Here is a 16,962-nt window from a genome sequence, read left to right as displayed (position 1 = left end):
AACCTAACAGGTTCAACTTCGGGCCCGTCAAGACATCTTTTCGATTCTCGAAAGAAAGTGCTTTCAAACGCTTTCAATCAGGCGGTTTCGGGCGACGTTTATTCGATTAGACGCGTCCGCGCCCCGATGGTTGGCGGGAAATGCTCCAGCGGACTAATTGGTTCGAGGATAAAGTCTGACCACCTGAGTGCCGGGGTAGTAGTGGGTGAGGATGTCGGCGTAGCTGGAGCCCGAGGCCGCCATCTCGAGGGCGCCGTACTGGCACAGGCCGACGCCGTGACCCCATCCTTTTCCACGTACCGTCAGGGCGTGCAGGAGGTTCTCGTCGTCGTAGCGGGGCTGGAGATCCAGAATCCAGTTGCTGCGCAGCCCCAGGGCCGAGCGCAGGTTGATTCCGCGAAGGGTGTGGCTTCCCTGCTCTCCCAGCAAGGTCAGCTCGATCAGGCGTCCCGTGGGGTCCTTGGCCCCGGGGATTACCTGGCGCAGCTTGCCGATGGAGGGGGCGTAGCGCTCCAGGTTGGTGTCCAGCCGGGACAAATCGACGGTTTCCGTCCATTCATGGAACGGGCTGGAGCGGTCGCGGCAGCGCACGCCGCCCTGCAGGTATTGCAGAGGTGAGGCCAGGAAGATGGTCTGGTAGCTGGCCGTCAGGCCTCCGCAGGTAGAGGAGTACATGGCCAGGATAGGACGGCCCTGGTAGACCGAGATGCGCCCCGCCGTCTCCAGGACGGCCTGCGTAGCCAGCGCCTGCTCGCCTGAAATGCCGCTGTAGGCTTGGGAACGTGAATCGGCGTAGAGGTCGAATCCCAGGCGGTTGAAGCGTCCCCGGTTGGATACCGCGAAGGTGCGGGCGGCCACGGCCTGAGCCTTGACGGCTTCCAGGCGCTCCCGGCTGGTCCCCAGTTCATTGGGGACCACTCCCTTCAGGTAGTCCTCGATGCCTACCTCGTTGACCAGCACCGGCTGGCCGAGGGGGTTGAGGAAGGCCTCGAAGACGCCCCTGTAGGCGCGCCCCCGCCAGCGCAAATGCTGAAACCGGGCCGGCTCCAGGCGGAATCCGCTGCTCTTCACGGCGGGTCCGGCCGGCTCCAGGGGAGTGAGTTCCATCTCTCCCTCCAGCGAGCGCAGGCGTAGCCGCTGCCCCAGCATCGCACCCTCCACCTCCAGGCTTTCAAAGTCCTCGGCCAGCAGGACCCGCAAAGAAGGCTCACCCGTGGCCGGCAGCGGAAGATCTGCGCCGCTGGGAAGGCGGGGAGCCTGGCGCTCGACCTTCTTCCCGCCGCAGCCCAGGAAAAACGGCAAGAAGGCCAGCAGCAACAAAGTCCGGACCTTGCTGGGAGTTGGATAAGGGAGCCGAAGGCGATGTCGTTTCATGTCTGCTGAGTCAGTTGACGGACCTTCTCCTGCCGTTCGATGGCCTGGCGGATCTCCAGAGCAAGACGCAGCGCCCGGCGACCCTGGGCTCCCGTGCAGGCCTCTGAGGCGTCGCTCAGGAAAGCCTCGATTTCGGCTTGAAGCGGTTCCTTCTCTTCGATCTGGAAATCACGGGGCAGAATGCCGGGCGGTTCCAGGGAGGTGTCCAGGCTGTACATCTCGACCTTGCGGGCAGCCAGATCGAGGGAAATGTAGTCGTGGGGCTGGAAAAGCCTCAGCTTGCGGATCTTTTCCAGCGAAATGCGGCTGGAGGTGACGTTGGCCACGCAGCCGCTTTCGAATTGCAGGCGGGCGTTGGCGATGTCGATCTTGTCGGTGAGCACCGGAATGCCCACAGCCCGCACCTCGGAGACTTCTTCGCCCACCAGGTGGAGGAGCAAGTCGATGTCGTGGATCATCAAGTCGAGCACCACGTCGATGTCGAGGCTGCGGCCGGCGAAGGCTCCCATGCGGTGGACCTCGAAGAATCCTGGATCGCCGATAAAGGGCCGCACGGCCCGCAGGGCGGGATTGAAGCGTTCGCTGTGGCCGACATGCAGCCGGGTCCCCCCGCGTTGGGCGGCCTCCAGCATCGTATCGGCCTGAGGCAGCGATGAAGCGATGGGCTTTTCAACCAGGACGTGGACGCCGTTCCGCAAAAGGTCGCCGGCGATGGCGCTGTGGTCAACGGTGGGAACAGCCAGCGAAACCGCTTCTACCTCGGCAGGCAGCTTGCTGTAATGGTCGTAGAATGAGCAGGCGTACCGGGAAGCGATCTTCTCGGCCCGAGCAAGGTCGATGTCGATCACGGCCCGCAGCTCGGTTTGATCGAGGCTGGAATAGATGCGGGCATGATGCTTGCCCAGCGCTCCAACTCCGATGACGGCAACGACGGTTCTCTTCATAGCCACTGTCGATTACTGCGCCAGCAATGCCAGTCCCATCCGGTCGGCCTCCTTGAGAAGCTCCTCACGATCCAGCAAGAGGGTCTTGCCGGCATCGATGGCGAAGGCGGTGACATTGCATTCTTCCAGCACCTGCAGCGTCTTCAGGCCCATCACGGGGACATCGAAACGCATGTCCTGTCCCGGACGCGCCGCTTTAACCACGGTCAGCGACCGGCCCTCCGCCAGTCGGGCCGCCCGGCGGATGGCGGCGTCGGTGCCTTCCATGGCCTCCACCGCCACCACCGCCTGATCTTTTATCACGACGGTCTGCCCTATATCGAGATCCACCAGGGCCGAGGCCACACGCCTCCCGTATTCGACGTCTTTGACTTCCTCCTCATCGGGTCCGCGCCGCGTCAGCACTCCGCGCTCAGGCAGCAGGTGAGGCACCAGGTGGGTGGAGGCGATGAGTTCGATTCCCTCCCCGGCCAGCACCTCGGCGAAGGCGCCGATCAGCGAGGCGGTGTTCTTTTGCGGCAGCGAGAGCAGCACCTTGAGCATCTTCAGGTCGGGAACCTTGGAAAGGACTCCAGCCGCAGGACGCCCGTCGCGGGCGAAAATGCGCACGTGTTTGACCTGGCCCGCCATCATGGCCTGGGTCACGCCGTGCCGGGCAAAGATCTTGAGCAACCTGCCCAAGCGTCCCAGCCCCAGCCAGTGGACTCTGATCTTGCCGCCGCTTCTGCCCTCGAATGCCTCTATGGAAGGATCGGCCTCTTCCCGGATGGCGGCCACCGTCACCTCTTCGCCCCGGCGCAAAGCCTCTTCCAAGACCAGCAGGGGAAAGCGTCCGTTTCCCGCGATCAGTCCATACATAAGCTCGCTCCGCGGGCGATGGTCCGGGGCCGTGTCTAGTGCACGAATCCCCGTTGCGAAGACTCGATGAAATCGAGCAGCACTTCCACTTCATCGGTCAAAGAGGAAGCGCGAAGCTGTTGTAGAGCCTCGGACAGGCGAAGGCCTTTCCTGAAGAGCAGGCGATAGGCCTCTTTGAGGGCTCCGATCTGCTGGGAGGAATAATCGCTGCGCTCCAGTCCTATGGTGTTGATTCCGAAGGTCTTGGCCTCGCCGCGCTCCCCTACGGTCTTGATGAAGGGCAAAGCATCGCGGGTGATGACCGAGTAGCCTCCGATAAAGGCCCTGTAACCCACGCGGCAAAACTGGTGCACCCCGCTGAAGGCTCCAACCGTAGCTCCGTCAGAGACCTCTACATGACCCGCCAAGGTGGCTGAATTGGCCAAGATGTTGTCGTCGCCCACCCGGCAATCGTGGGCGATGTGAACGCCGGTCATTATGAGGTTTCCGCTGCCCACCACGGTTTCATTGCCGGCCACTTCGGTGCCCCGGTGGATGGTCACGAACTCGCGGATGCGGTTGTCGTCCCCGATGCGCAAGATGCTGGCTTCGCCGCGGTATTTGAGGTCCTGAGGGTCGGTGCCGATCGAGGACTGGCCGTAGATGTGATTGCGGGCTCCCAGCGTGGTGGGGCCTTGGATGACCGAATGGGGACCGATCCGGGTGCCCGGCCCGATCTCGACCTCGGGACCGATCAGGGAGAAAGGGCCGATTTCGACGTCCTCAGCCAACTTGGCCCGGGAAGAGACCTGCGCGGTGGAGTGAACCTGGGTCTTCATGCTCATAGCGCCTCCGCGGGGTCCTTGGGGCGGTCGACCAAGGAGAACAAGATTTCAGCTTCGGCCGCCTTTTGGCCGTTTACGGTGGCCACACCCTGCAGACGTCCCACCCGGCTCTTGACTCGCAGCACCGTCAATTCAACCCTGATCTGATCTCCCGGAACCACGGGTTTGCGGAAACGCGCTTTTTCAAGTCCGGCCAGGAACACCAGCTTTTCCTTGCGGTCGGGGAGCGTGAAGAAGACGAGGATGCCGCCCACCTGGGCCATCGATTCCAGGATCAGCACGCCCGGCATGATGGGGACGCCGGGGAAATGCCCCTGAAAGTAGGGTTCGTTGATGGAGACGTTCTTGATCCCCACGATGCGCTTCCCGGGCTCATGGTCCACGATGCGGTCGACCAGCAGGAAGGGATAGCGGTGGGGGAGGAAATCGAGAATCTCCCGTATCTCAAAAGTGGTGGCTGCGTGTTGCTCGCTCATCGCCGCCGATTCTACCCCAATTCAAAAGGGGCCGAAAAATCGTCGGCCCCTTTCCAATTGGCCTCCACAGTCTTGGCGGCGGAGGCCCTGACTTTTTATGGCTCGGCAACCAAGGGCCAACTCTCCGCGGGGAGGCGGCGCAGAGCCTATCGCGGGCCCTTGCTGGGAGGCGGCGCGCTCTCGGAGGCGGACGGGGACGCATCGGGCGCTTGAGCCGGATGCTTTTCGTTGTAGGCGGCCGCCACCTCCTCGGTCAGTTCCCACTGGGGATCGATGTAGCCGAAGCTCTGCTCGTCGGTGAGGAAAATCACCGAATAGGAATTGGCCTGGGCATATTCATTAATGACGGCCTGCAACTTGGGCCCATAGGTTTGAAAGAGCCGGTCGCGGCGCCGGTTGATCTCGCGCTGCGTGTCTTCCTGAAAGCGCTTGAGGTCGGTACGCAGGCGCTCCAGGCGGGTCCTCATCTCTTCCAGCGTCTCGCTGTTGAGAGAACGCGCTTTGGCGTTGATCTCCTCCTGAAGGGAGTTGATGGCGTCGATCTTCTGGGTCGACTCGGTGTTCTTCTCGTCCACGAATTTTTGGATGTCGGCGATTTGTGCCTTGACTTCGTTGGTAGCCTGCAAGGCGCCTCGGAAGCTCAAGAAGCCCATTTTCTCGGCCACCATGACGCCCTGCCCCATCTGCTCTCCCGCCGGGGCCGCTTCCTGCTGAGCCACCAGCGGCGCCGTCAGCAGGATAGTCAATGCCAGGGTGGCGGCCGACCAACAGATTGTTCCTGATATGCGATTCATCGTTCTACTCCTCTCTCCCCGCACCTGCTAGCGGCTGCTGCCGCCTGCAGGGCTTCCCTGGGCGGCGACCGGGTGCTTCTCGTTGTACAGCGCGATGATCTGGTCGGTGATGTCCACGCCCTGGGCCACGAAGACCTGAGATTCGGGATTAAGAAGGAAGATGGCGGCGTAGTTATTGGACTGGCCGTACTCCTGCAACAGCGCCTGAAGCTTGCTGCCCACCTCCTGGATGATTCTGTTGCGGCGCTGCTCGGCTTCTCTTTGAGCGTCCTCCTGGGCCCGTTTCAGGGCCGTGCTTTTCTCTTCGATCGTCCGCTGCATTTCGGCCTGGGTCTCGGCATTGAGGCTCAACTGCTGTTGCTGGTATTGCTGCTGCAGTTGTTGCAGTTCTTGAGCCTCGGCGTCCAGTTCTTGACGCTTGCCTTCATAGAAGGCCTCCCAGGCGTCGATTTTCTGGCCGCCTTCGGCCGACTCGCCGATGACGCGAAGCGTATTGACGAAGGCGATTTTCTGCTGTGCCCAAAGCGGCGTGACCAGAGCGGCCAGGAACGCCGTCAGGACCAGCCCGCGAAGTATGGTTTTGGGATTCATTGTCGAATGCTCCTCTATAGGTTGCTCTTTAAAAAAAGTCCAGCCCCTTGTCTCTTCCCGACGATACCTGGGTCTAAAAGTTCCACCCCACGGTGAATTTCACGTTGCTGGAAGGTTCGCGCACCGGGATGGCTCGTCCTGCCAGCCTCAATTCATCCTCCAGGCGGAAAGGATTGTACGCCAGAATGAGCCGGAAGGGCTGATTGACGACCGGCATCAGGAACTGAATCTCGGCTCCGGTCGACATGCGCCAGATGCCGTTGGTCCCGTCTACCAGATCGATGAAAGTGTCCGGTCCGAACACCTGCAGGCCCTCTTCGTCCAGAATCGTCGAGGTTCCCACGTCCACGAAGCCCGCCACCGAAAGCGGCCCCGCAATGGGCACGCGGTATTCGCCGGTCACCACGATGGAAGTGTCGCCTCCGATGGCCACCAGGCTTTCCGTCACCAGGGGCAACCCGGTGTTGGAGTCGAGGACCGGGTTTCCGGCGGGATCCAAGCGGGGCGTGCGCGAGATGGCGATGGGGCTGACCGAGCGGATGTCGAACCCGCGCAGATTGAATTCGCCTCCGATGAAAATGCGCTCGAAGAAGGGAATGGTGGAATCCAGGCCGCCCTCCAGATTGCCGTAGGGCAGCACGTGCTGTCCCTGGACCCTGAAGGCGAAGGTGTTGCGTCCGCCGCTCAGCCAGCGGTCGGGCAGAAACTGCTGGAACTCGACCACCGGACGGATGATGTTGTAGGTGCCGCCCAGCGGGCCGCCGGCGAAGGGCACTTGCACCGAAAGGCTGCGCCCCCGAGTGGCCTCGTAATAGCCGTTCTTGCTGTTGAAGGTGAAGCTGGGGGTGATTTCGCTGCGGATCAGCCCCTCTCCGTTCAAGGCATCGGGATCCCCGCCGGGAGTGAAGCCCACCAACTGACCCCGGGCAAAGGCCTCGATGGAGGCATCGATGTCTTCGATGTCGATGCTGGTCAGCGAGTAGCTCAATCCGACGCGCGACCAGCGCCAGAAAGGACGGCTGGCGGAAACGCTGAATCCGGTGTTGATGCGGGTAAACAGCGTGATGGCGTCACTAGGCGAACCCAGCAGGAAGCCCGAGGCGGCGAAGGTATCGAAGCGCGAACGCTGGCGGAATACGCTCCACCCCACCGAGGTCCGGGTATCCAGGAAATAGGGGTCGGTCATGGAGAAGTTGAAGAGCGCAGAGCGGGTTCCGGTGAGGATGGAGACCTCGATGCGCTGCCCCTTGCCGCGGAAGTTGTTGGTGGAGTAGTTGATGCCGAAGAAACTTCCGCTGATGCCGCTCACGCCCCCCGTCAACCCGATCGACTGAGAACTGCGCTCCTTGACGTTGACCACGACGTCGACTTCGCCTTCCTGAGGCTTCTTCACCACCTCGTAGTCTTCTTCCTCGATGGGCTCGAAAAAGCCCAGTTGGTTGAGGCGGGTGATGGAGAAGTCGAGCAGCCGGCCGTTGAACTGCTGCTGCTCCTCAAGCACGAACTCGCGCCGCAACACCTTGTCGCGGGTGCGGGTGTTTCCGGCGAACTCGATGCGGTCGACGATGTACTGACTGCCCTCGGTGATGGTGATGTTGACGGTGGCCGTCTTGGTGGCCGGGTCGGGGTCGATGTCGGGGATGGCCGCCATGTCAAGATAACCCCGCTCGGAGTAGAACTTCTCCAGGTCTTCGTTGGCCTTGCGCAGCGCCGTCATATTGAGCACCGAACCCTCGGAGAGAGGATAGACGGCGCGCACGAACTGGGGCGGCAGGGCGTCGGCCCCCTCGATGTTGAAGCTGGCTACGTGATACTGCTCGCCTTCCTCGATGGGAATCTCGATATAGTACTGCTGCTTGGTCTTGCGGAAGCCCCACAGAAAGCCCCGCGGACCCTCCACGATCTCGACGTCCGGTTCGCCCGCCTTGGCGAAGATATAGCCGCGGGAGCGGTACTCTTCCAGCATATTGGTCTGGATGTCGAACTCCAGCTTGTCCTCGATGTAGTGGTCGGTGCTCTTGAAGGCGGTGCGGATGCCCTTCTCCCGGTTCAGCTCCAAGGCTTGGCGCAGGTCTTCATCGGGCACCACCTCGTTGCCCCGGAAGTCGATCTTGCCGATGCGCACCTTGGGTCCCTCGTCGATGGTGAAGGTGAGCTTGACGGTGGACGAAGTGATGCGCTCGGAATCGACTTCCACCCGGCCCAAGGGCCGTCCGTTGGTATCCAGCAACTGCTTGAGGGCCCGCCGCGCCAAGGGGATTTTGGATTCATCGAAGGGCGTGTCGACCGTCATTCCCACCCGCATGTCGCGGAAGCGCTCGAGGATGTCCGACTCCTTGAAGGAGGACAGCCCCACGTACTCGATCTCGCGGATGAGAGGGCGTTCGCTGACTTCGAAGATGATGATCAGGCCCGTCTCTCCGTCGCGGCGCTTGACCGAAGCGTCCTCGAAGAAACTGGTGCGCAGAAGACTGCGATAGTCGCGCAGGATCTGGTCTTCGTTGTAGGGGTCGTTTTCTTTGGTCTGAATGTAAAAACGCACCGTGCTTTCGGGAATGCGCCGGTTGCCCACCACCAGCACTTCCTCGATTCTTTGCGACGAGTCCTGAGGCAAACTGGGAGCGGTCAGGACAGGCTGGCAAAGCATCAGGGCCGCCAGCAAGAATTGAGACAGCATGCCGATTCGGGTTCGCTTCTGCGTCACTGCGATACTCCCTTCGTGAAACGCTACATTCTAGCGGGTGGTTCGGGGTTGGAGCAACCGTTTGGGGAGAGAAACTGCCTATGGAGGCTCCACAGCAGCAGGCGGAAAGCTGGGAAAGCCGCCCCCGGGGCTGGGCCGGGCTGGGCGGCGGCCGGGGTGAGGCGCGGGGCCTGCAACGGCCCACGACCCGGGCAGCGAAGCGAGCTACTGAACCGGGGAAAACAACGGCGCCCCTTCGCTCTCGGAGTCCTTGCTGCGGTGGTACAGCTCATCCTGCTTGAGATAGATGGCCAGATCCTGCTTTTCTTTCAGTTCGCCCTGGATAATCAACTCGGATATGGGATCCTCGATGTACTTCTGCACCGCCCTGCGCAACGGACGCGCCCCGTAGGAGCGATCCTGGCAGGTTTTGGCGATGATCCACTGCTTGACCTCGGGGTCGAGCTGGATGGTGATCTGCTTGGCATTGAGATTGTCGTTGACCTGGCCCATCAGCAATTCGATGATCTGGCGCAAGTCGTCTTCGGTCAGGGACTCGAAGAGAATAATCTCGTCGAGCCGGTTGAGAAACTCCGGATTGAAGGCCCTCTTGACTTCGGTCATGATCATGTCTTCCACCTCGCGGTTGTGGCCCTCTCCGGTTCCGAAGCCGAGCGGGGAAGGGTTGTTGAGATGACGGGCCCCCAGGTTGGAGGTCATGATCAATATGGCGTTTTTGAAGTCGACGGTATTGCCGTGCGAGTCGGTCAACTGCCCGTCCTCGAAGACCTGCAGAAGCAGGTTGTAAACGTCGAAATGGGCTTTTTCGATCTCGTCCAGCAGCACCACCGAATAGGGGTTTCGTTTGATCTTCTCGGTCAGTTGACCGCCTTCTTCGTGCCCCACGTATCCGGGAGGCGATCCGATCAGCTTTGAAACCGAGTGCTTTTCCATGTACTCCGACATGTCGAAGCGCATGAGCGCCTTCTCGCTGCCGAAAAGGAACTCCGAGAGCGACTTGGCCAGTTCCGTCTTGCCCACTCCCGTGGGTCCCAGGAAGAGAAAAGATCCCACCGGGCGGTTGGGGTTGCGGATACCGGCGCGCGAGCGGCGGATGGCCCGCGAGAGGGCCGATATGGCGGCGTCCTGGCTGATGACCCGCTGATGCAGTGCGTCTTCCATCTGCATCAGTTTTTCCGTCTCTTCCTGACGCAGAGAACTGACTGGGATGCCCGTCCAGCGCGAGATGACTTCTTCGATGTCGTCGGCGTCGACCTTGAGCGGCTTGCGCGACTTGAGTTTCCAGCGCTCGCGCATCACCGCCAGATTCTCGCGCTCCTTCTGCTCGCGGTTCTTGAGGCGCACGGCTTCATCGAAGTTCTTGCTGGAGACGGCCTGATCCAGCTCGCGGACGATAACCTTGATCTGCTTCTGCAGGCGGTTGACCTCCTCGGGCTGCACCGTATGTTTGAGCTTGACCCGGGCTCCCGCCTCGTCCAGCACGTCGATGGCCTTGTCGGGCAGAAAACGGTCGGGAATGTAGCGGTTGGACTGGCGCACCGAAGCCAGCACCGCGTCATCGGTGTACTCGATGCCGTGGAAGGCCTCGTAGCGGTCCTTGATGCCGTAGATGATCTCGATGGCCTCCTCCTCCGAGGGAGGGGCCACCTTGATGCTCTGGAAGCGGCGTTCCAGCGCGCGGTCCTTCTCGATGGAGCGGCGGTACTCGTAGGGCGTGGTGGCGCCGATGCATTGGATCTCGCCGCGGGAGAGGGCGGGCTTGAGAATGTTGGCGGCGTCCAGCGAGCCCTCGGCCGAGCCGGCCCCGACCAGCGTGTGCAGCTCGTCGATGAAGATCACGAACTGCGGATTCTCGGCCAGCTCCTTCATGATGGCCTTCAGCCGCTCCTCGAACTGCCCGCGGTACTTGGTGCCGGCCACCACCAGCGATATGTCCAGAGCCAGCAGGCGCTTGTCGCCCAGCATGGAAGGCACTTCCCCGTTGACGATCTTTTGAGCCAGACCTTCCACGATGGCGGTCTTCCCCACTCCCGGCTCGCCGATGAGCACGGGATTATTCTTGGTGCGCCGGCAGAGGATCTGCACCACCCGCTCGATTTCGCCCTCGCGTCCGATGAGGGGATCGAGCTTGCCGGCCAGAGCCGCCTCCGAGAGGTCTCGGCTGAATTCGGTCAGCGTCAGATTGTCCTTGGACTTGGCAGGGGTCGGCTTCTCGTTGCCGGGTCCGGCGATGGCCTCGCGCACGGTGGACAGGCGCAAGCCGTTTTCCTGCAGCAGCGAAGCCGCCGTCGAGGTGTCCTGACGCATCAGGCCCAGCAGGATGTGTTCGGTGCCGATGTAGTTGCAAAGCAGCCTGTCGGCTTCTTCGGCGGCGAAGGTCAGCACGCGCTTGGACTCGTCGCTGAGCGGCAGCTCCACCGAAGTGGAGACCTTGTCGCGACCCAAGGCCTGACCCTCGATCTGCTTGCGGATGTTCTCGACCGCCGACTCCGAGCGCTGGAAGAAGCGTCCCGTTAGATGCTTGTCTTCGCGCAGCAGGCCCAGCAGGAGATGCTCGGTTTCGATATAACGCGATCCTAACTGGCTGGCTTCGTAGCGCGCGAAGAAGATAACCCGTCTGGCTTTCTCGGTGTACTTTTCGAACATATCGGCTCTCACCTGCTGCGTTTCAAGACGCCTCTAGCCCGTGGAAAAGGCTCTTCATCGGCTGCCTTCCACTTCTTTTCCCCATTGTAACGGATGCGGCGCCATGGCCCGCCATTATAATGCAGGCCCTGTATCCTTTGTCTTTTCCTGGACCGGCTGTCAAATGATTCAGATGAAGCCCCGGTCGGATCGTTTCAACTCCTCCGCTCAACCCTACTCCAGGGACGTCAGGCGCCCTCCCGCCATCAACCGCCTCTGATCGCACAGCGCCGCCAGCGACGAGTCATGAGTGACGATGACGGAGGTCAGATCGTAGCGCCGATGGAGGTTCATGAGAAGTCGGTGGATGCTCTCCGAGGTCTGTTCGTCGAGGTCCCCGGTGGGCTCGTCGGCCAGCAGCAGCGAGGGCGATCCCACCAATGCGCGGGCCACCGCCACGCGCTGCTGCTCGCCGCCCGAGAGCTGTCCGGGCCGGTGATGGGCCCTTTCCGACAGCCCCACCTCCCCCAGCCAGCGGGCCGCCTGGGAACGGCTCCGGGCGAAGGAACCGCCGCTCAGCAAGAGCGGGAACATGACGTTCTCGAGGGCGCTGAACTCCGAGAGAAGGTGATGAAACTGGAAGACGAAGCCGACCTTGCGGTTGCGGTACTGGGCCAGGCGCCTGCCCTGCAACAGGGCGATATTCTGTCCTTCCACCCAAATCTCCCCCGAATCGGGTTTCTCCATGCCGCCCGTCAGATGCAAGAAGGTGCTCTTGCCCGATCCGCTGGCTCCCATGATGGCCACCGAGGTTCCCCTTGGGACGACGAGATCGACCTCGCGCAGCACCTGCAAGGTTCGGTCGCCCGAGGGAAAGCTCTTTCGCAGGGCACGGACTTGAAGAAGGGCCTGGTCAGTCATTGCGAAGTGCCACCACCGGGTCGAGCCGGGCCGCCGCACGGGCCGGGTAGAGAGTTGCCAGAAAGCTGATCAGCACTGAAAAGAGGGCGATGAAGATGCCGTCGAAGACCTGCACTTTAAAGGGCACGTAGGAGATCTGATAGACCTGGGGGTCCAGGGGGATGAAGCGGGAGGCGTCCAGGTACAAGCTGATGGCGATCCCCAGGATGCTGCCCAGCAGGGCGCCCACCACGCCGATGATGACGCCTTGCAGCATGAAGATGCCGTTGATGGTGCGGGCGCTGCCTCCCATGGCGGTAATGATGGCGATGTCGCGGCCCTTCTCCGTGACCATCAGTGTCAGGGTGCTGACGATGTTGAGGGCCGCCACCAGAACGATCAGTCCGATGGCGATCATCAGTCCCAGTTTCTCCAGCCGCAGGGCGGCGAACAAGGGCTGATTGAGTTGCATCCAGGTCTGCACCTGAAAGCCCTCTCCCAGCAGGTTGCGCAAACGCTCGGCCACCTGTTCGGCCTGGTGGAGGTCCTCGATTCGCAGCTCGATGAGATTGGCCTGGTCGGGACCATAGTCGTAAAAACGCTGGGCCGCCGGGATGGAGATCAGGGCCAGATTGGTATCGTAGTCCCACAGCCCCGTCTCGTAGATGGCGATGATTTCGAAATGCCTGTAGCGGGGCATGCGTCCCATTGGGGAAACACCTCCCCGAGTGCCGATGGCCACTAACCTGTCGCCCACCTTGACGCTCAAAATATCGGCCAGTCCGGTGCCCAGGATGATGGAGGGGCGGGACCCCGAATCGAATCCCTCCAACGTCCCCGCCCTGATGTTCTCGATGACCTGGCGGTACTCGCGGCGATCCTCGAGATCGACTCCCCGGATTATGGCGGGCTGTTCGCGGAAAGAGCTTTCCAGCAAGGCGTAGCCGGAAAGCGTGGGGGTGGCTGATTCCACTTCCTGCAACTGCTCAAGCTGGCGCAGCCAGGCCGGGTAGTCCTTGATGACGCTGCTTGTGAGGCTGCGCACGTTGAGATGGGAGGTGGCTCCCAGGATGCGGGTCAGAAACTCCTGCTGAATGCCTTCGTTGAGGGCCAGGGCGATGTGCAGGGCCATCACTCCGGCGGCCACTCCCGCCACCGAAACCAAAGTGACGACTGAAATCACCGCCTGACGGCTGCGGGCCCGCAAGTATCGTCCCGCCACGAAGAGCTGAAACTTCACGCCCCCTAGCCTAGCAAAAGCGGATGAACGAGGTGAGGGCGGCGGCGCGAGGCTGCGCTACGGCTCCGCGACTCCCAATAACCGGGAACCAACCTGCAACTGACGGCCAGCAGGCGACTGTGAAGTCTGGGAGTTGGACGTTGGGAATTGGAAATTGGGCTAGCCTGCGGGTTGGCTTTCCTCTTTGATCTCGCGCATGACCGAGTCGAGGATTCCATTGACGAAATCAGAAGACTCGCGGGCGCTGAAGCGGCGGGCGATCTCGACGGCCTCGTCGATGACTACGGCTTCGGGCGTGTCGGCATGAAGCAGCTCGGCTATGGCCAGGCGGAGCACGTTGCGGTCCACCCCCGCCATGCGCTCCAGGCGCCAATGCTGGGCGTGACGCCGTATGCGCTGGTCGATCTCCTCACCATGCTCGTGAACCGCGTTGAAGAGAAACTGGGCGAAACGGCGCGTCTCGGGATCGGCTGGGTAAAGCGACCAGAAAGTGCGCGAGATCCGGCTCGGAGAATAGTGATTGAATTCGCCTTGAAAGAGCATCTGGAGAGCGCATTCCCTGGACTTGCGTCGACTGCTCATGGCTACTGGATTTCCCGGCTCAGGTTGGCCATTTCAAGGGCCGTCAGGGCGGCTTCCTCGCCCTTGTTGCCGTACTTGAGGCCTGACCGGTTGATGGCCTGCTCGACGCTGTCGGTGGTCAAAACCCCGTAGGCGATGGGAATGTCCTCTTCCATCATCACACGGTTGATGCCGGTCGTGAGCGAAGAAGCGATGTAGTCGAAATGGGGCGTTTCGCCCCGAATCACGCAGCCCAGGCAAATGAGGGCGTCCAGATTCCCCTTGTGAGAGCGGGCCAGACGACGCGCCGCCAGAGGGATCTCGAATCCGCCCGGCACCCGCACGACAGTCAGATCATCCTGGCTGACACCGGCTCGGGTCAGGGTCTCCAAAGCGCCGGCCAGCAGATTTTCGGTCACCGTCTCGTTGAAACGGCTGACCACCAAACCGATCTTGAGGCCCCGGCCTTGAAGGCCGCCGCGAAACTCCTTCATGTGCTTGGTCCCTTCAGCTCTAGCGGCCTTTGAACTCGGCCTTGCGTTTCTCCAGGAAGGCCCGCGTGCCCTCCTTCATATCTTGGCTGGCGCAACTCAATCCGAAGAGCGCGGCCTCATAGCGCAGCGCCTCCTGCAAAGGCATATCGGCGCCCTTGCGCACCGCCTCCAGTCCGTAACGCAGCGCCAAGGGGGCGTTGGACTTGATTTGGGCCGCCAGCTTGCGGCATTCATCCAACAGGTCGGCGTCCTCCACCACCCGGTTGACCAATCCCATCGCTTCGGCCCGCCGGGCCGAAATCATCGCGCCGCTGAGGATGATTTCCATGGCGCGCCCCTGGCCCACCAGGCGGGTCAGGCGCTGAGTGCCTCCATAGCCGGGAATCAGTCCCAGCTTGACCTCGGGTTGGCCGAAACGCGCTGAAGCCGCGGCCAGGCGGATATGACAGGCCATGGCCATTTCGCATCCCCCTCCAAGACAAAATCCGTTGACGGCCGCGATTACCGGCTTGGAGAGGTCTTCGATGAGCGAAAAGAGCCTCTGTCCCCGCAGCGCTTGCAGGCGTCCCGTATGGCCTTCCAGGGCGGCCAATTCGTTGATGTCGGCCCCCGCCGCGAAAGCCTTTTCGCCGGCTCCCGTGAGGATGATGCAGGCCACTTCACCGTCCGCCTCCAAACGGGTGAAGGCCTCCTCCAGTTCATCCAGGGTGGCGCCGTTGAGGGCGTTGAGGGCCTGCGGACGGTTGATGGTCACCTGGGCGATGGCGTCTTCGATTTCGATGAGCAGATTGTCGTATTGGCCCATGCTTGCAGTCGATGCCTTTCCAAGGTCGTGATCGGCGCCCGGCCGGCTTGAGCGGGCGGCTGACGGCGAAATGAACGTCAGGCGGCTTTCTGCGCCGATGGTCAGGTTTCGTGCCGCTTGATGATGCGCACGCCGCGGATAGAATAGTCTAGCCCTGAAATCACTGTCAAAGCCAAGGTTACATAACAGACGATTAGAAAGAGCAGCCCGTGAATCGGCGTGAGGCTGCTGAGCAGCACCAAGAACACGGTCAAGAGCTGGAAGAAGGTGGTGCGTTTGCCGAGCAGCGAAGGCGGAAAGCGGCGCTTGCCCACCGTGAGGCGAATGATGAGGCCCGCCACCACCAGCAGCAGGTCGCGTCCAATGACGGCGATGGCCAGCCACAGGGGAATACGCAGGTCGAAGACATCGCGCTGTATGGTGAGGGCCAGGAAGCTGGTCATCAGCAGCACCTTGTCGGCAACCGGATCGAGTACTTCGCCCAGCTCAGACTTCTGGTCGGGCCAGTTGCGGGCGATATAACCGTCGGCCACGTCGCTGATGCCGGCGAAAACAAACACCGCCAAAGCCGCCACGGGGAATCCGTAGGCGATCAGGCCCAAGAAAAGAGGAACCAGAATCATGCGCAGAATGGTCAGTTGATTGGCGTAGGTCATGACCCATGTTCTCGTGCCATAATCGCCTCGGTCAGCACAGTGCGCACTGTAGCGGCAAGTCAATGGTGATGCAAGCCAGGGTAAAGCCCGACCCATCCGGCGCCCGGGAAAGTGTCCCATTTTTTCCCGGTAGGAATTCCTCGCAGACCCCCGGCAGAAAGGCCCAACCCCTGTCAACGGCCCTTTTGAAAGATTGGTACAGCCCTTGCATCAATGGCTGGCAGGCAAGACGCGAGTTGCTTTGGAAGACCCGCAGAAGCCCTTGCCGAGCCAGAAGCAACAGGAGTGAAAATAAAGAAGCATGAAGTTAGCGCATATGATTCGCCACCGTTTCAGTTTCCTGATCCCCGTCCTGGCCCTTGTTTTCTGCCTGACGGTTCCCGCACTGGCAGCACTTGAGGACAGCCCCCAAGACCGCCAACTGATCCGTCAAGTCCAGCAGAGGCTCAATGACGAGGGCTTCGACGCCGGCCCTGTGGACGGCATCCTGGGCCCCAAGACCGAGGCCGCACTCGAGCGCTTTCAAGCCGACAACGGCTTGACTCAGAGCGGACGCCTGAACCAGGAGACCTTGAAGAAGCTCGACATCGAGCAGAGTGAAAACCAGGGCATCTTGTCCAAGGCCGGCAAGGGTCTGTCGAAGGCCGCGAGCGCCGTCGGCCAGGCTGGCACTACTGCCGCCAAAGCCACGGCCCAAGGGGTGAAGAAGGGAGCCTCAGCCACCGCCGAAGGCGCCGAAACCGCTGCTGAAGCCACCGCCCAGGGCGCTACAACGGCCGCCAAGGCCACAGCCAAGGGCGCCAAAACCACCGGCAAAGCGGTTGCCAAAGGTACCCGCACGGCCGCTGACGAAACCAAGGACTTCGTGGCTGGAGAGGACGCTGACGGCGAGATCAAGGAACGCATAGAGGAGCGCTTCCGGGAGGAAGAGCTCATCGAACCCGACCTGATCGACGTCAAGGTCAAGGACGGTGTCGTCACCCTTCACTTCAAGGAACACAGACAAGGCAACGAGAGAGCCTTCAACCAGGCCGTCGCTTTGGCCCGGGGCGTCGACGGAGTCAAGGAGGTTTTCGTGCGCTTCCCTGCACGCTGACAGTCCATGTCGCTCAGCCC

At 61.7% G+C, this 16,962-nt stretch carries 16 protein-coding genes; 1 reads left to right on the top strand and 15 read right to left on the bottom strand.

All coding sequences use genetic code 11. The features are described 5' to 3' along the window. Positions 1–153: 153 nt before the first annotated feature. The 15 genes from VLU25_08620 to VLU25_08550 all read right to left on the bottom strand — a co-directional run bounded on the left by VLU25_08620 (position 154) and on the right by VLU25_08550 (position 15,846). The gene (locus VLU25_08620) at positions 154–1,374 is read right to left on the bottom strand and encodes a SpoIID/LytB domain-containing protein (GenBank protein HSR67991.1); all 1,221 of its coding nucleotides are present in this window, start codon (positions 1,372–1,374) and stop codon (positions 154–156) included. Beyond that, the gene (locus VLU25_08615) at positions 1,371–2,318 is read right to left on the bottom strand and encodes a Gfo/Idh/MocA family oxidoreductase (GenBank protein HSR67990.1); all 948 of its coding nucleotides are present in this window, start codon (positions 2,316–2,318) and stop codon (positions 1,371–1,373) included. The genes VLU25_08620 and VLU25_08615 overlap by 4 nt, the downstream gene beginning before the upstream one ends. A 12-nt stretch (positions 2,319–2,330) precedes the next feature. Further along, the gene (gene lpxI, locus VLU25_08610; protein ID HSR67989.1) at positions 2,331–3,176 is read right to left on the bottom strand and encodes a UDP-2,3-diacylglucosamine diphosphatase LpxI; all 846 of its coding nucleotides are present in this window, start codon (positions 3,174–3,176) and stop codon (positions 2,331–2,333) included. 35 nt (positions 3,177–3,211) lie between these two features. Beyond that, a complete protein-coding gene (gene lpxA / locus VLU25_08605) occupies positions 3,212–3,994 on the bottom strand; it encodes an acyl-ACP--UDP-N-acetylglucosamine O-acyltransferase (GenBank protein ID HSR67988.1) in 783 nt (260 codons plus the stop codon). 2 nt (positions 3,995–3,996) lie between these two features. Next, positions 3,997–4,476: a 3-hydroxyacyl-ACP dehydratase FabZ gene (fabZ, locus tag VLU25_08600; GenBank protein HSR67987.1), complete on the bottom strand. Its 480-nt coding sequence runs from the start codon at positions 4,474–4,476 to the stop codon at positions 3,997–3,999. 146 nt (positions 4,477–4,622) lie between these two features. Further along, entirely contained in the window at positions 4,623–5,270 is a 648-nt protein-coding gene (locus tag VLU25_08595; protein ID HSR67986.1) for an OmpH family outer membrane protein, read from the bottom strand. 27 nt (positions 5,271–5,297) lie between these two features. Next, the gene (locus VLU25_08590) at positions 5,298–5,861 is read right to left on the bottom strand and encodes an OmpH family outer membrane protein (protein ID HSR67985.1); all 564 of its coding nucleotides are present in this window, start codon (positions 5,859–5,861) and stop codon (positions 5,298–5,300) included. Between the two features lie 73 nt (positions 5,862–5,934). Then, complete coding sequence (gene bamA / locus VLU25_08585; protein HSR67984.1) at positions 5,935–8,565, bottom strand: outer membrane protein assembly factor BamA; 2,631 nt, start codon at positions 8,563–8,565, stop codon at positions 5,935–5,937. A 204-nt stretch (positions 8,566–8,769) separates the two neighbouring features. Then, positions 8,770–11,211, bottom strand: a complete 2,442-nt coding sequence (locus VLU25_08580; protein ID HSR67983.1) for an ATP-dependent Clp protease ATP-binding subunit — start codon at positions 11,209–11,211, stop codon at positions 8,770–8,772. A gap of 213 nt (positions 11,212–11,424) precedes the next feature. Further along, a complete protein-coding gene (locus tag VLU25_08575; GenBank protein HSR67982.1) occupies positions 11,425–12,111 on the bottom strand; it encodes an ABC transporter ATP-binding protein in 687 nt (228 codons plus the stop codon). Next, positions 12,104–13,330, bottom strand: a complete 1,227-nt coding sequence (locus VLU25_08570; protein HSR67981.1) for an FtsX-like permease family protein — start codon at positions 13,328–13,330, stop codon at positions 12,104–12,106. Before VLU25_08570 ends, VLU25_08575 begins: the two co-directional genes overlap by 8 nt. A 159-nt stretch (positions 13,331–13,489) precedes the next feature. Then, positions 13,490–13,912: a transcription antitermination factor NusB gene (gene nusB / locus VLU25_08565; GenBank protein ID HSR67980.1), complete on the bottom strand. Its 423-nt coding sequence runs from the start codon at positions 13,910–13,912 to the stop codon at positions 13,490–13,492. 2 nt (positions 13,913–13,914) lie between these two features. Next, positions 13,915–14,385: a 6,7-dimethyl-8-ribityllumazine synthase gene (gene ribH / locus VLU25_08560; GenBank protein ID HSR67979.1), complete on the bottom strand. Its 471-nt coding sequence runs from the start codon at positions 14,383–14,385 to the stop codon at positions 13,915–13,917. Between the two features lie 19 nt (positions 14,386–14,404). After that, the gene (locus tag VLU25_08555) at positions 14,405–15,190 is read right to left on the bottom strand and encodes an enoyl-CoA hydratase-related protein (GenBank protein HSR67978.1); all 786 of its coding nucleotides are present in this window, start codon (positions 15,188–15,190) and stop codon (positions 14,405–14,407) included. Positions 15,191–15,291: 101 nt separating this feature from the next. Next, a complete protein-coding gene (locus tag VLU25_08550; GenBank protein HSR67977.1) occupies positions 15,292–15,846 on the bottom strand; it encodes a CDP-alcohol phosphatidyltransferase family protein in 555 nt (184 codons plus the stop codon). Positions 15,847–16,147: 301 nt separating this feature from the next. On the opposite strand from VLU25_08550, the gene VLU25_08545 reads away from it, so the two are divergent. Then, a complete protein-coding gene (locus VLU25_08545; GenBank protein ID HSR67976.1) occupies positions 16,148–16,942 on the top strand; it encodes a peptidoglycan-binding protein in 795 nt (264 codons plus the stop codon). Positions 16,943–16,962: the final 20 nt, after the last annotated feature.

Source organism: Acidobacteriota bacterium (assembly GCA_035471785.1).
Lineage (GTDB): Bacteria > Acidobacteriota > UBA6911 > RPQK01 > DATIPO01 > JANQFM01.
Note: the sequence above shows the minus strand (reverse complement) of the source record. Positions and strands in the feature narration are given on the sequence as shown.